Annotated in this window: 12 protein-coding genes and 1 pseudogene; 4 read left to right on the forward strand and 9 right to left on the reverse strand. The window is 65.0% G+C overall.

Features of this window, described 5'->3' with window-relative positions:
- The 6 genes and pseudogenes from ACI48D_RS04355 to ACI48D_RS04380 form a co-directional block, all read right to left on the reverse strand.
- Positions 1-198, reverse strand: a pseudogene (locus ACI48D_RS04355) (electron transfer flavoprotein subunit alpha/FixB family protein); the annotation flags it as partial.
- 33 nt (positions 199-231) lie between these two features.
- Positions 232-981, reverse strand: a complete 750-nt coding sequence (locus ACI48D_RS04360) for an electron transfer flavoprotein subunit beta/FixA family protein (protein ID WP_435569988.1) — start codon at positions 979-981, stop codon at positions 232-234.
- 201 nt (positions 982-1,182) lie between these two features.
- Positions 1,183-1,410 (reverse strand): sulfurtransferase TusA family protein, encoded by a 228-nt coding sequence (locus ACI48D_RS04365; RefSeq protein ID WP_435570236.1) that lies wholly within the window; start codon positions 1,408-1,410, stop codon positions 1,183-1,185.
- Between the two features lie 223 nt (positions 1,411-1,633).
- Positions 1,634-4,243: an alanine--tRNA ligase gene (gene alaS, locus ACI48D_RS04370; protein ID WP_435569989.1), complete on the reverse strand. Its 2,610-nt coding sequence runs from the start codon at positions 4,241-4,243 to the stop codon at positions 1,634-1,636.
- Between the two features lie 148 nt (positions 4,244-4,391).
- Positions 4,392-5,144, reverse strand: coding sequence for a glycerophosphodiester phosphodiesterase (gene ugpQ / locus ACI48D_RS04375; RefSeq protein ID WP_435569990.1), 753 nt, complete (start codon positions 5,142-5,144; stop codon positions 4,392-4,394).
- 10 nt (positions 5,145-5,154) lie between these two features.
- Entirely contained in the window at positions 5,155-5,502 is a 348-nt protein-coding gene (locus tag ACI48D_RS04380) for a DUF1294 domain-containing protein (RefSeq protein ID WP_435569991.1), read from the reverse strand.
- 151 nt (positions 5,503-5,653) lie between these two features.
- Between ACI48D_RS04380 and ACI48D_RS04385 the strand changes: the two genes are divergently transcribed.
- The 3 genes from ACI48D_RS04385 (at position 5,654) to ACI48D_RS04395 (ending at position 7,922) form a co-directional block, all read left to right on the forward strand.
- A complete protein-coding gene (locus ACI48D_RS04385; protein WP_435569992.1) occupies positions 5,654-6,169 on the forward strand; it encodes a hypothetical protein in 516 nt (171 codons plus the stop codon).
- A 28-nt stretch (positions 6,170-6,197) separates the two neighbouring features.
- A complete protein-coding gene (locus ACI48D_RS04390) occupies positions 6,198-6,686 on the forward strand; it encodes a DUF3597 domain-containing protein (RefSeq protein ID WP_435569993.1) in 489 nt (162 codons plus the stop codon).
- Between the two features lie 159 nt (positions 6,687-6,845).
- Positions 6,846-7,922, forward strand: coding sequence for a sensor histidine kinase (locus ACI48D_RS04395; RefSeq protein ID WP_435569994.1), 1,077 nt, complete (start codon positions 6,846-6,848; stop codon positions 7,920-7,922).
- Here ACI48D_RS04395 and ACI48D_RS04400 read toward each other — a convergent pair.
- Complete coding sequence (locus ACI48D_RS04400) at positions 7,906-8,961, reverse strand: serine endopeptidase (protein WP_435569995.1); 1,056 nt, start codon at positions 8,959-8,961, stop codon at positions 7,906-7,908. The genes ACI48D_RS04395 and ACI48D_RS04400 overlap by 17 nt on opposite strands.
- A 120-nt stretch (positions 8,962-9,081) precedes the next feature.
- Positions 9,082-10,122 (reverse strand): tryptophan--tRNA ligase, encoded by a 1,041-nt coding sequence (trpS, locus tag ACI48D_RS04405; RefSeq protein WP_435569996.1) that lies wholly within the window; start codon positions 10,120-10,122, stop codon positions 9,082-9,084.
- 283 nt (positions 10,123-10,405) lie between these two features.
- Between trpS and ACI48D_RS04410 the strand changes: the two genes are divergently transcribed.
- Positions 10,406-12,730: a family 1 glycosylhydrolase gene (locus ACI48D_RS04410; protein WP_435569997.1), complete on the forward strand. Its 2,325-nt coding sequence runs from the start codon at positions 10,406-10,408 to the stop codon at positions 12,728-12,730.
- On the opposite strand, the gene ACI48D_RS04415 is transcribed toward ACI48D_RS04410, so the two are convergent.
- A complete protein-coding gene (locus ACI48D_RS04415) occupies positions 12,731-13,546 on the reverse strand; it encodes an alpha/beta fold hydrolase (protein ID WP_435569998.1) in 816 nt (271 codons plus the stop codon).
- Positions 13,547-13,783 lie beyond the last annotated feature (237 nt).

Below are 13,783 nucleotides of genomic sequence, written 5' to 3' on the forward strand. Positions count from 1 at the left end.
GGCGAAGTGCGGCGCATCGGCGACCAGCACTTTCGAGACGCCGGCAATCTTCGCGGCCTGCTCGGCGACGGCGCCGCAGCCGCTGCCGGCGACCAGGATGTGGACTTCGCCACCGCACTGGGCGGCCGCGGTCACGGTGTTCAGGGTGACGCCCTTGAGCGTGGCGTTGTCGTGTTCTGCAATGACGAGTGCGACCATGATGTTCTCTTTATCCTTAGTTGAGCCGAACAGTTAGATGACTTTGGCTTCGGTGCGCAGCTTGGCCACCAGGGTCGCCACGTCCGGTACCGTGATGCCGGCCGAACGCTTGGCCGGCTCCGACACTTTCAGGGTCTTCAGGCGCGGGGTCACGTCGACGCCCAGGTCTTCCGGCTTGATGGTCTCGAGCGGCTTCTTCTTGGCCTTCATGATGTTCGGCAGCGTCACATAGCGCGGTTCGTTCAGGCGCAGGTCGGTGGTGACGATCGCCGGCAGGGTCAAGGAAACGGTTTCCAGGCCGCCGTCCACTTCGCGGGTCACGGTCACTTTGCCGTCTTCCAGCACGACCTTCGAGGCGAAGGTCGCCTGCGGCCAGCCCAGCAGCGACGCCAGCATCTGGCCGGTCTGGTTCGAATCATCGTCGATCGCCTGCTTGCCCAGGATGATCAGCTGCGGCTGCTCCTTATCCGCCAGGGCCTTCAGCACCTTGGCCACGCCCAGCGGCTCGATCTCAGCGCCAGTCTCGACCAGGATGCCGCGATCGGCGCCGATTGCCATGCCGGTACGCAGGGTTTCCTGGGCCTGGGTCACGCCGCAGGTCACCGCCACGACCTCGGTCACCTTGCCGGCTTCCTTCAGGCGCGTCGCTTCTTCAAGCGCGATCTCATCGAAAGGGTTCATCGACATTTTGACGTTGGCGATATCGACACCGCTGCCGTCGGATTTGACGCGGACCTTGACGTTGTAGTCGACCACGCGTTTGACGGGTACCAGGACTTTCATAGTGGGCCTTTGAAATGGAGTGAGACTGACTAAAAATGATTCGAATTATAAGAGCAAAACTGCTTCAACACAGAATTAAAGCACGATCGTGCGTTTTTCGACTAGAAGAAAGCCCCTAATTCTGCGGGAAGCTTGATTTGTCAGTTTGCGAAAGACACGGGGCTGCTGCCGTCCTGCCCCGTTGGGTAAAACGTGTCGGTGTTACTTACGGCGCAGCCAGAAGGTAAATTCGCCGTTGATCTGGGTATGCGCCAGCAGCGCGTTGCCGGTCTGCTTGGCGAAGGCCTGGAAGTCGCGCACCGAGCCGGTGTCGGTCGCAACGATGCGCAGCACTTCGCCGCTCGCCAGTTCAGCGAGGGCCTTCTTGGCCTTCAGAATCGGCAGCGGGCAGTTCAAGCCACGTGCATCGAGATCCTTCTGAATCTCGATGGTGCCGGTGTCGAGTATGGTTTCGCTCATCATTTGCCTGCGGATTTGGGGGCATATGCCCGCATGGTACTCCAATTACAGGATTATGACGCGCCGCACCAAAATATGGTATCCACGTTGCGCTGTGACAACAGCAATATGTTGACAGGCAAGGAAATCTAGCTCGGCATTACATGCGCTCGCCAGCCCGCTTCCTAGTGGACACCCGTGCCCACCCTACGTCTTACACGCGCTCGCCGACCCAGCCGGCCACGCCGGCCAGTGCCTGCGGCAGCGCCGCCGGATCGGTACCGCCGGCCTGGGCCATGTCCGGACGGCCGCCACCCTTGCCGCCGACCTGCTGGGCGACAAAGTTGACCAGTTCGCCGGCCTTGACCTTGCCGGTGGCGTCCTTGGTGACGCCGGCGATCAGGCTGACCTTGCCCTCTAGCACCGAGGCCAGCACGATGGCGGCGGTCCCGAGCTTGTCCTTCAGCTTGTCCATGGTCTCGCGCAGGGCGGCAACGTCGGCGCCGTCCATGGTCGCGGCCAGCACTTTGAGGCCGCCGACATCGACCGCCTTGCCGGCCAGCTCATCGCCCTGGCCCGCCGCCAGCTTCGACTTCAGCGCGTTGACTTCCTTCTCCAGCGATTTCACCTGGTCCTGCACCTGGGCGATGCGCGACGGCAGCTCGTCCGGGCCGGTCTTCAGGCTTGCTGCTGCGTCCTGCAGGCGGCGAGCGGTCGCCTGCACCCATGCCAGCGCGCCCTCGCCCGTCACCGCCTCGACGCGGCGGATGCCGGCAGCGACGCCGCCCTCCGAGACGATCTTGAACAGGCCGATGTCACCGGTACGGGTGACGTGCACGCCGCCGCACAGCTCTTTCGAGGAGCCGATGTCGAGCACGCGCACGGTGTCGCCGTACTTCTCGCCGAACAGGGCCATGGCGCCGTGCTTGACCGCGTCATCCATCGACATGTGCTGGGCCTGAGTCGGATGGTTCTGCAGGATCTCGGCGTTGACGATCTGCTCGACGCGCGCGATTTCCTCAGCCGTGAGCGGTGCGTTGTGCGCGAAGTCGAAGCGGGTCTTGTCCGGATCGACCAGCGAGCCTTTCTGCTGGACGTGGGAACCGAGCACTTCGCGCAGGGCCTTGTGCATCAGGTGGGTTGCCGAGTGGTTGCGGATGGTGCGCGCGCGCTTGAGCTCATCGACCTGCGCATCGACCGTGTCGCCTACTTTCAGCGAGCCCGACTGCAGCACGCCGTGGTGGCCAAACACCTCGGCCTGGATCTTGAGAGTGTCTTCGACGTCGAACAGGCCGTTCGACGCTTTGATGACACCCTTATCGCCCACCTGGCCGCCGGATTCGGCGTAGAACGGGGTGGTGTCCAGCACCACGATGCCGTCCTGGCCGGCCTTCAGTTCCTGAACCGAGACCCCGCCCGAGTACAGGGCCAGCACGTGGGTGTTGTGGACCAGCGAATCGTAGCCGACGAACTTGGTCTTCTCGCCAGCGTACTCGACGTTGGCGGCCATCTTGAACTTGCCGGCGGCGCGCGCCAGCTTCTTCTGCTGCTCCATGGCGGCGGCAAAGCCTGCCTCGTCCAGCGTGACGTTACGCTCGCGGCAGATATCCGCGGTCAGGTCCAGCGGGAAGCCGTAGGTGTCGTACAGGGTGAAGGCGGTGGCGCCGTCCAGGTTTTTCGGGTCCTTGGCCAGTTGCGCTTCCAGGATCTTCATGCCGTTTTCCAGGGTCTCGCCGAAACGCTCTTCCTCGGCCTTCAGCACCTGCATCACGCGCGCTTTGGCTTCGCGCAGTTCCGGATAGGCGCCGCCCATCTCGATGTCGAGGTCTTCGACCAGCTTGTAGAAGAAGGGCTTGGTCTGGCCCAGCTTGTGGCCGTGGCGCAGCGCGCGGCGGATGATGCGGCGCAGGACGTAGCCGTGGCCTTCGCTGCTCGGGATGATGCCGTCGACGATCAGGAAAGAAGCGGCGCGGATGTGGTCCGCGATCACGCGCAGCGACTTCGACTCGAGGTCGGTCGTGCCGGTTTCGCGCGCGGCGGCCTTGATCAGGGCCTGGAACAGGTCGATCTCGTAATTGCTGTGCACGTGCTGCAGCACGGCGGCCAGGCGCTCCAGGCCCATGCCGGTGTCGATCGACGGCTTCGGCAGCGGGGTCAGCACGCCGGCTTCGTCGCGGTTGAACTGCATGAACACCAGGTTCCAGATCTCGATGAAGCGGTCGCCGTCTTCTTCCGGCGAGCCCGGAGGACCGCCCCAGATGTCGGCGCCGTGGTCGTAGAAGATCTCGGTGCAGGGGCCGCAGGGGCCGGTGTCGGCCATCTGCCAGAAGTTGTCGGAGGCGTAGCGCGCACCCTTGTTGTCACCAATGCGGATGATGCGCTCTTTCGGCACGCCGATTTCGTTGGCCCAGATGTCGTAGGCTTCGTCGTCTTCGAAGTAGACGGTGATGGTCAGCTTCTCGGCCGGCAACGCGTACACCTTGGTCAGCAGTTCCCAGGCGAAGTTGATCGCGTCGCGTTTGAAGTAGTCGCCGAAGCTGAAGTTACCCAGCATCTCGAAGAAGGTGTGGTGGCGCGCGGTGTAGCCGACGTTTTCCAGGTCGTTATGCTTGCCGCCGGCGCGCACGCAGCGCTGCACGGTGGTGGCGCGCTTGTACGGGCGCGTATCCAGGCCCAGGAACACGTCCTTGAACTGCACCATGCCGCTGTTGGTCAACAACATCGTCGGGTCGTTGCCCGGCACGAGCGGGCTGGAGCGGACGATCGTGTGGCCTTTGGACTCAAAGAACTTGAGGAACTTTTCGCGTATTTCGGTGGATTTCATGTCGTAGGGGCGTGTAAGGGCAGCATGCTATATAAAGAAAATGATTATAGCGTAGCTGTCGAAAGGAATTGGATTGCTGATTGGAGGTGTTGCACTAATTACAATACGCCTGGAAGTTCGCTGCACTGGCACATCGTTATGGGTCACATCATGTGAATTCGGGGCCGATCAGGTCGATGCGGTCGGTGCAGAACGCGTCCACGCCCCAGCCCAGCAGTTCGCGGGCGCGCGCCAGCTCGTTGACGGTATAGCAGAACAGGCCGAAGCCGGCCGCCTTGACTTCATGCGCCTGCCGCGGCGTCAGGTGGCGGTGGTTGGCATGGATCGCGACGGCGTCCACCGCGCGCGCGCGGCGCTCCCAGTCGGGCGGCAGTTCGCTCATCAGGTATGCACGCGGCAGTTGCGGCGCCGCCTCGCGCGCCGCGGCCAGGGCCGGCTGGCTGAACGAGGACAGCAGCGGCGCCCGCTCCAACTGCCCCGCCGCCAGTTCGTCGGCGAACATCGCGGCGGCGATCCGCGCGACCGTCGTGCCGGTCTCGGTCTCGTAGCCCGGCGCCGGCTTGAGCTCGATGTTCATCCATACGCCATGTGCCTTGCAGAACTGTGCGAACTCGACGAACAGCGGCACCGGCTCGCCCTCGAAAGCGCGGCCGAACCAGCCGCCGGCGTCCATGGCCGCCAGTTCCAGCGCGTCGTAGTCGAACACGTGGCCGGAACCGGGCACGGTGCGGCCCAGGAAGGGATCGTGCATCACGACCGGCACGCCGTCGCGCGCGAGCATGACGTCGTACTCGATGGCGCGGAATCCCGCCTTCATGCCGCGCTCCAAGGCCGCCAGCGTGTTTTCCGGCGCCAGGGTGCCGCCGCCGCGGTGGGCCAGGACTTTCGGGTAGCGCCACATGCTCACTCTCCTATCCGCGCTGGGACAGCCACAGGAAACCTGCCATATTCGCCGCCACATTTGCCGCCACCGTCAGCCAGAACATGCGGCGGAACGGCTGCTTGACGGTCTTGTGGCGCAGCCATTGCTGGGCCAGCACGGCGCCCGGCCAGCCGCCCACCAGGCCCAGCACCAGCAGCCTGCTTTCGGGCGTGCGCCGCTCGCCGCGTCGGGCCGCCGACTTGTCCAGTGCATAGCTGGCGAAGCACAGCACGCTCAGCAGCAGGTAGACCGCTCCGACCGCCGGCGGCAAGTTCCAGGCGAGGGTGGCGCCGGCATACAAGGCGAAAAATAACAGGATCGGCAGGTAAGGCATCATGGCGGCAGCTTACGCCCTGCCGCGATGGGTGTCCACCTGGAAACCCGCCCTGGCGGCATCCTGTCCGCACTGTCCGTTAATGAACGTACGGAGGGATCCGGACAAAGGGTCTACGCTCCCTCCTTTGACTGTCCCAACATCGGAGGAAATCATGGGCTTTGACTTAGGTAACCTGCTGCAGCAATACCTGGGCGGCGGCGCCAATGCCAACCAGGCACAGGCGGCGGAAGACTTCGACCGGGTGGCGCAACAGGCACCGCGCGAGGAAGTGGCACGCGGCGTGACCCAGGCGCTGCGCTCGGACCAGACGCCGCCGTTCCCGCAGATGGTCGGCCATCTGTTCGGCAACAGCAACCCGGACCAGCGCGCCGGCATGCTCAACCAGCTGCTGTCCAGCCTCGGTCCCTCGGTGCTGTCGTCGGTGGCCGGCGGCGCCCTCGGCAACCTCGTGGGCGGCGGCCAGACCCGCGTGACCCCGGAACAGGCGTCCCAGCTCTCGCCCGAGCAGGTGCAGGACATCGCCGCCCATGCGGAACGGCAGAATCCGGGCATCGTCGACCAGATGGGCAATTTCTATTCCGAGCATCCGACCCTGGTAAAAGCCCTCGGCGGCGCCGCGCTGGCGATCGCGCTGGGCCATATGGCGCAGGGCATCCAGAATCGTTGACACAACAAGGCACAACAAGGAGAAACACATGGGCATTCTCGGCGACATCTTCCACAAGATCTTCCCCGGCCATCATCCGGCCAACACGCAAGCGCCAACCGGCGGCGCCCCGGCCGCGTCCGGCAGCGGCCAGCAGAACGTGCCGCCGCCTCCGGCCCAGCAGGCGCCACAGGCACAGGCCCAGCCGCAACAGCAGCCATCGGTGCAGAACACCGGCACCACCACCGCCGCCACCGGCCCGGCCGCCACCCTGAACCAGCAGGTGGACGTCGAAGAGATCCTGACCAACATGCAAAAGCAGTCGGGCCAGCAGCTGAACTGGCGTAGCTCGATCGTCGACCTGCTCAAGCTCCTGAACCTGGACAGCAGCCTGCAGGCACGCAAGGAACTGGCGGCCGAGCTGCACTACACGGGCGACACCAACGATTCGGCCAGCATGAACATCTGGCTGCACAAGCAGGTCATGACGAAACTGGCGCAAAACGGCGGCAAGGTGCCGGCCGATCTGCAGGACTGAACGCGGCCACATGATGCAGGCTGCCGGTGCCGGCAGCCTGCGCGCGCCCCACGGGAGGGTTTTGTTAAGATCGAGAAATCGACTCGCTCCGCTTTCGTGATGATGCTTTCGACAAACCAACAATCCAGCACCCAAGACTTATCCGAACAATCGAGAAAAGTGCTGGCCATCCGCGACGAAGTCTTCGCCGAATGGGAACAGCGCGTGCGCTGCCTGATCCAGGGAGCCGATGAAGTCAGCCATCCCGTGCTGCTGGACACGCTGCCCCTGTTCTACGGGAACATCGCGGAGGCGCTGAGCCCCGGATTCGACCGGGAAAACGCGGCCAGCGATTCGAGCGCCGCCACCGGGCATGGCAGCGAACGCGCACGCACGACCGACTACAAGGCGGTCGAGATCGTCCACGAATACCAGCTGCTGCGCGATGTTCTGCTGCAGGTCGCCCGGCGCCACGGGATCCGCTTCACCGACCAGGAATTCCGCATCATCGGCTCGTCGTTCGACCAGGCGATCCGCGACGCCATCGAAGAATTCACGGCCCTGCAGCGGGCCTTCCGCGAACGGGTCGCCGCTTCCCTCACGCACGACATGCGTAGCCCGCTGTCGGTCATCGTGTCGGGTGCGGAGCTGCTGCTGGCGTCGCAGCCGGGCAAAGCGGACAAGATCCTCCAGAAGATCCTGGAAAACGGCCTGCGCCTGGAGCAGATGATCCAGGAGCAGCTCGACGCCATCCGGCAGCCGGCGGCGCAGTCCGCGCCCTTGTCCCTGGCGCAGCTGGATGCGCTGCGGCTGGCCCGGGAAGTCGCCGAACACGTGAACGACACGACGCCGGCGCATTGCCGGGCGAGCGGCGAATCCGTGATCGGCTGGTGGGACGAGCGTGCGCTGCGGCGCGCCCTCGAAAACCTGGCCTCGAACGCGGCCAAGTACGGCGACGGACAGGAAGTCAGCCTGAACGTCGCCCAGACCCATGGCCGCGTGATCATGTCGGTCCACAACTACGGCCATCCGATCCCCGACGAACGGCGCAAGGATATCTTCGAATACCTGAACCGCGGCGAACAGTCTGGCAAGATCGGCTGGGGCATCGGCCTGCCCTTCGTTCAGGAAGTCGCGCAGCGCCACGGCGGCACCGTGGTGCTCGACAGCTCGGCCCAGTCCGGCACTACCTTCACCCTCGACATCCCGATCGACGCCCGCGAATTCAACGGCCCGGGCGTCAATCCGCCAGGCTGAGCTTGGCCGGCGTGCCGCAGGAAAAGCAGTAGCGTCCGAAGGCATTCTTGCGCGTCCGGCACGCCTGGCAGCGGTCGAACAGGCCGATCCCGCAGTGCGGACAGTGGGCCAGGGTCTTGTCGCGGAAGTTGGTGGGCCGCTCGCAGGACGGGCACAGGCTCTTGCCGATCCTTTCCATGGCGAGCTCGTAGCGCATGGTGGTGCGCCGTTCCTGCTCCGGCAGCGCTTCGGCGGCCTTCTGGCGCTCCAGCCAGGCCTGCAGCCAGCGGATCGCGTAGCGCCCGATGACTACCGTCAACACGATGCCGACCCCGTAGCGCACGTAAGCGCCATAGCCATAGCTGGGCAGGTAAGGCACCAATTCGACGAAAAAGGCAAACAGGGAGAAGAGGATGAAGCCCCAGGTAAACGGCCAGTAGGTGCCGTTGCGCTTGTGCCTGAACAGCCAGCCCGCCAGCACAAGAAGCGGCAGCGTCACGCCGATACGCAGCAGGAACACTTTGCGCGCTTCGCGCTCGGCTTGTTCATAGACCAGCTTGCGCGACGGCACCAGCAAGGCATCGTAAGCATCCCCGGCCCGGGTCTCGGCCTGCTTTGCGTCGAGCAGGATCTGCTGCTGCGCTTCGACCGCCTCCAGCGCGGAGTGCTCTGCTGCAACTAGTTTGTCGAGCTCGCGAGTGCGTGCGATCAATTCGTCGTCCTGGTCCGGCCGAGCCGTGGTCTGGCGGGTCGCGATCCAGTTGTCGAAGGCCTGGCGCGCACTGCGCGTCTTTGCTTCGGCAGCCTCGTGCTTGTGCTCGGCCTGAGCCAGGGCCTCGCCGGCGGCCTCGCGCGTCTGCCCGGCCTGCGCGATCGCCTCCTTGAGCGGGGCGGCCTTGACCGGATCGACGAACGCATCTTCCGGCGGCACCGGTCCGAGATAGGCCAGGTTGTCGATCACCTGGCTGCCCAGGCCAATCAGGAAAGCTGCAAATACGAACGCGACAAGCCACAAGGCCCGCCGCATCCACGTTTCGGTCAAGCGCAAACCCTTGTTCATCGAAGCCTCCGTCGGTTGGAAAACCGCAGCTTGCCATCGACGGAATCACGGAGCTACCGGAAAGCGCAAACCATTCACTTTGCGCTACCGCAGGTTCCGTGTCGCGCTACCCTCTAAACATTAGAAGTAGGACAGCCCCAGCGCCTTGCGCACCTCGTCCATGGTCTGCGCCGCCACTTCGCGCGCCGTGGCTGTGCCCTGTTTCAGGATCTGCATGACCTGGCCCTTGTCCTTGGCGAATTCCTCGCGGCGTGCGCGGATCGGCGCCAGCATCTCCTGCAGGATGCCTTCCAGGCGCTTCTTGACGACCGAGTCGCCCAGGCCGCCGCGCACGTAGTGGGCCTTCATCTCGGCCAGTCCTTCCTTGTCCGGGTCGAAGGCGTCGAGGTAGAGGAAGGCGACGTTGCCTTCCAGGTGGCCCGGGTCGGACACCTTCAGGTGCAGCGGGTCGGTGTAGACCTGCTTGACGGCGGCGCGGATCTCGTCGGCGGAGGCGCCCAGGTTGATGGTGTTGCCCAGCGACTTGCTCATCTTGGCGCGGCCGTCGATGCCCGGCAGGCGGCCGACTTCCGGCACGATCGCCTTGCACTCGACCAGGATGTCCTTGTCCTGGGCGTAGGTGCGGTTGAACTTGCGCACGATCTCGTTGCACTGCTCGATCATCGGAATCTGGTCGTCGCCGACCGGCACGATGCCGGCCTTGAAGGCGGTGATGTCGGCGGCCTGGCTGGCCGGGTAGACCAGGAAGCCGGCCGGGATGTCGCGCTCGAAGCCGCGCTGGACGATCTCGGCCTTGACGGTCGGGTTGCGCTCCAGGCGGGCGACCGTCACCAGGTTCAGGTAATAGAAGGTCAGCTCGGCCAGTTCCGGGATCTGCGACTGGATCAGGATGGTGGACTTGGCCGGGTCGATCCCTACGGCAAGGTAATCGAGCGCCACCTCAATGACGTTCCGGTGTACCTTACCTATGTCATCCATGTTGTCCGTGAGCGCCTGGGCGTCCGCGAGCATGATGAACTGGCGATATTGATCCTGGTAATTTACCCGGTTGCGCAGGCTACCGACGAAGTGGCCGAGATGCAGTGGCCCGGTGGGACGGTCGCCAGTCAGGATGACGGCGCCGGCAGGCGAAGCAGTATTGACAGGGGTTTGCAGGCTCATGGGATTCCTTTTTTCCTTGCCCCGATCCTGCCGCGCCAACAAAAACGCCACCTTGAATCGAGGCGGCGTTTAGTGATTCACATTCAACTCTCCGGCCGCGCGCTGCTAGCGGCGCCACCAGGAAACGAGGATGAAATGTGTATTCGAAAAATTCATGGATTGCATGGTTGCAGGTTGCCGCATCGCTGTCAACCGCCGACACACGCCGATGCTCCCCGATATATGGACTGGCAGAGACCGCCATGACTTTTTTGTTGCAATAAAACTAATAGATTGGTGATTTATGGATTCTACGAAGAGCACGAACAGCCAAAACCGACCGCTAGAACTCTGGGGCGGCCTCGAATGCACCGTCAATCGCGTCCGCGATGACTATTTCCACCAGCTCGACCGCAACGGCCACGCCACCCGCCCGGCCGACATCGAGCGTTTCGCCTCGCTCGGCATCCGCGCGATCCGCTACCCGGTCATCTGGGAGCGCACTGCCCCCGACGGCATCGAGCGGGCCGACTGGCGCTGGCCGGACGAGCGCCTGAACGCCCTGCGCGACGCCGGCGTGACCCCGATCGCCGGCCTGATCCACCACGGCAGCGGCCCGCGCCACACCAGCCTGGTCGATCCATCCTTCGCCGAACAGCTGGCCGACTATGCAGGCGCCGTCGCCGCGCGCTACCCCTGGCTGGAGTACTACACCCCGGTCAACGAACCCTGCACCACGGCCCGCTTCGCCGGCTTGTACGGCGTCTGGTACCCGCACGGGCGCGACGACCGCAGCTTCATCCAGGCCCTGCTGAACCAGTGCCGCGCGGTGGTGCTGTCGATGCGCGCGATCCGCGCCGTCAACCCGAACGCCAAGCTGGTGCAGACGGATGATCTCGGCAAGACCTACAGCACACCGGAGCTGGCCCACGTGGCCGAGTTCTACAACGAGCGCCGCTGGCTGGCCTGGGACCTGCTGTGCGGCATGGTCGGTCCCGAGCATCCGCTGTGGACCTACCTGACCAACACCGGCATCGACCAGGCCGAATTCCTGTGGTTCCGCGAGAACCCCTGCCCGCCCGACATCATCGGCGTCAACTACTACGTGACCAGCGAGCGCTGGCTGGATCACCGCCCGGACCGCTACCCGCCGCACCACCGCGGCACGGCCGACGGCATGCCCTGCGCCGACATCGAAGCCTCGCGCGCGCTGGCGACTCCGAGCGCCGGCATCGCGCCGCTGCTGTCCGAAATCTGGGAACGCTACCGGATTCCGCTGGCCATCACCGAAGCCCACATCGACGCCAACCGCGAAGACCAGCTGCGCTGGCTGCTGGAGATCTGGGAAGCGGCCAAGGAAGTGCGCAGCAACGGCGTCGACCTGCGGGCCGTCACGGTCTGGTCGCTGCTCGGTTCCTTCGACTGGAACAGCCTGGTGACCCAGAACCGCGGCTACTACGAGCCCGGTCCCTTCGACGTGCGGGCGCCCGAGCCGCGCCCGACCGCGCTGGCGCGCATGATGCGCGAGCTCTCCTCCGGCACCCCGCTGTCGCATCCGGTGCTGCGCGGCCAGGGCTGGTGGCGCCGTCCGGGCCGCTTCCTGTGCCCGCCGGTGGCGACGCCCGCGGCCGTCACCTCGATCACGGCCGACGGCCACACCCTGGTCGGCACCGGCAGCCGTCCGATCCTGATCACCGGCGCCAGCGGCACCCTGGGCCGCGCCTTCGCACACATCTGCCGCAAGCGCAACCTGGCCTACCGCCTGCTGTCGCGCAAGGACATGGACATCACCGATGCCGACTCGGTCGAGCGCGCGCTGGCACTCCATCGTCCGTGGGCGGTGATCAATACCGCCGGCTACGTGCGCGTGGACGAGGCCGAGCACGAGGTCGAGCGCTGCATGCGCGAAAACGCGATCGGCCCGGCGATCCTGGCCGCCGCCTGCGCCCGCCACGGCGTGCACCTGACGACCTTCTCGAGCGACCTGGTGTTCGACGGCCGGCGGGACGCGCCCTACCTCGAGAGCAGCGCCCCGTCGCCGCTGAACGTGTACGGCCGCAGCAAGATGGAAGCCGAGCAGCGCACGCTGGACAAGCACCCCGGCGCATTGGTGGTGCGCACCAGCGCCTTCTTCGGCCCCTGGGACAAGCACAACTTCGTCACCCTCGCCCTGCAGGCCCTGGAACGGGGTGAGCCGTTCAGGGCCGCCAGCGACCTGACGGTGTCGCCGACCTATGTGCCGGACCTGGTGCATGCCTGCCTCGACCTCGCCATCGACTTTGAGGCCGGCATCTGGCACCTGGCCAACGCCGGCGGCGTGACCTGGGCCGAGCTGGCCCGCAAGGCGGCCGAGGCAGCAGGGATCGATGCCAGCCGCCTCGACGCCCGGCCGGCCGCCGCCTGCGGCTTTACCGCGGAGCGGCCGGCCTACGCGGCGATGAGCAGCGAGCGCGGCATCCTGCTGCCCGCGCTGGACAATGCCCTGGCCCGCTACCTCGAGCTGCGCAAGCAGGACGATCCGGAAATGGAAGAGCTGATCAAGTCGATGGAGACGCGCCAGCCGCTGGCCGGCGAGCACCGCCAGCAGGAGGAGACGCCGCTGGAGGCGTTCCAGGTGCAGAGCTCCTGATCAGCGCGAGGCCAGGTGGCGGTCGATGAGCGGCGCCACCTGGCTCGCGAAGGCGCAGGCGAGATCGTGGCCGCCGCCCGGAATCACGTGCAGCTCCGCCCGGGGCAGCACGGATGCCAGACGCTGGCCGGCCTTCACGGGACTGATCGGGTCCGCGTCTCCCCACAGCAGCAGGGTCGGGATGCGCAGCGTGGCTAACTTGGGCGCCAAGTCTTCCTGATGGCTGATGAACCAGTCGGGCAAGCCGGGATGTTCCGCCTGGACTGCCGGACGCCAGTCCTGCGCATCGACGTCGTCCATGCGCATCCCGCCCGACGTTACCGACAGCACGAGGTGCGTCACCAGCGCCGGTTTGCGCAGCGCGGCGAGCATGGCGACCACGCCTCCCATCGATTGGGCGATCAGGGCGCTCGGTGCCTCGATATGGGCAAGAACCCTTGTGGCAAGGTCGTCGACGTTGCGGATTGCCGGATCCGGCGGGATGCCGCTGAAGCCGGGCCAGGTCATGTGGACTTTCTGTGCCGGGTAAGCCAGCAGCTCGGCTGCCGGGTGCCAGAATTCGGTGCGGCCCAAGGCGCCGGGAAGGAACAGCAGCTTCGATGGTTTCTCGGGTATCGGTTCGACGGTGTCTCCGGGCCCGGCGAACTCATGAAAAATATCGTCAAGGTAAGTGGCGATTTCCTGTGCGGCCAGGTCGGGCGGAACTGGCACATCGTTCAACCGGGTGCGCTTGCCGAGTTCGGACCGGTACACGACCCACGCGCCGTTTTCACGACGTACTTCGATCTGGAAGCGGCCGTAGATGTTGAACTTCATCGTCTGATTTGTCTTTTCGATTGCGCAGTCATTCAAAAACAAGTGGCTGTTGGCCGAACGCAGGCCTGCCTTTGCGGCCACTTGCTGCCACTAGTGTACGGCAGAGTGTAGAAGCATTTGCATTGCAAGCTTAGCATTGAAGCTCGGCATCGGACATGCTGCTCCTGGCCGACTACACACCTTTGCCTAGTGCTCAAAGAGCGTTATCAGCATGACAATCCGCCTTTGTCAGACAAG

This window comes from Massilia sp. LXY-6, assembly GCF_051233485.1.
GTDB lineage: Bacteria > Pseudomonadota > Gammaproteobacteria > Burkholderiales > Burkholderiaceae_D > Telluria.

Excerpts from the sequence above, each read along its gene's own strand:
- ACI48D_RS04410 (WP_435569997.1), top strand. The coding sequence starts at position 10,406 with ATGGATTCTACGAAGAGCACGAACAGCCAAAACCGACCGCTAGAACTC.
- trpS (WP_435569996.1), bottom strand. The coding sequence starts at position 10,122 with ATGAGCCTGCAAACCCCTGTCAATACTGCTTCGCCTGCCGGCGCCGTC.
- ACI48D_RS04400 (WP_435569995.1), bottom strand. The coding sequence starts at position 8,961 with ATGAACAAGGGTTTGCGCTTGACCGAAACGTGGATGCGGCGGGCCTTG.
- ACI48D_RS04360 (WP_435569988.1), bottom strand. The coding sequence starts at position 981 with ATGAAAGTCCTGGTACCCGTCAAACGCGTGGTCGACTACAACGTCAAG.
- ACI48D_RS04390 (WP_435569993.1), top strand. The coding sequence starts at position 6,198 with ATGGGCATTCTCGGCGACATCTTCCACAAGATCTTCCCCGGCCATCAT.
- ACI48D_RS04415 (WP_435569998.1), bottom strand. The coding sequence starts at position 13,546 with ATGAAGTTCAACATCTACGGCCGCTTCCAGATCGAAGTACGTCGTGAA.
- ugpQ (WP_435569990.1), bottom strand. The coding sequence starts at position 5,144 with ATGTGGCGCTACCCGAAAGTCCTGGCCCACCGCGGCGGCGGCACCCTG.
- ACI48D_RS04380 (WP_435569991.1), bottom strand. The coding sequence starts at position 5,502 with ATGATGCCTTACCTGCCGATCCTGTTATTTTTCGCCTTGTATGCCGGC.
- alaS (WP_435569989.1), bottom strand. The coding sequence starts at position 4,243 with ATGAAATCCACCGAAATACGCGAAAAGTTCCTCAAGTTCTTTGAGTCC.
- ACI48D_RS04385 (WP_435569992.1), top strand. The coding sequence starts at position 5,654 with ATGGGCTTTGACTTAGGTAACCTGCTGCAGCAATACCTGGGCGGCGGC.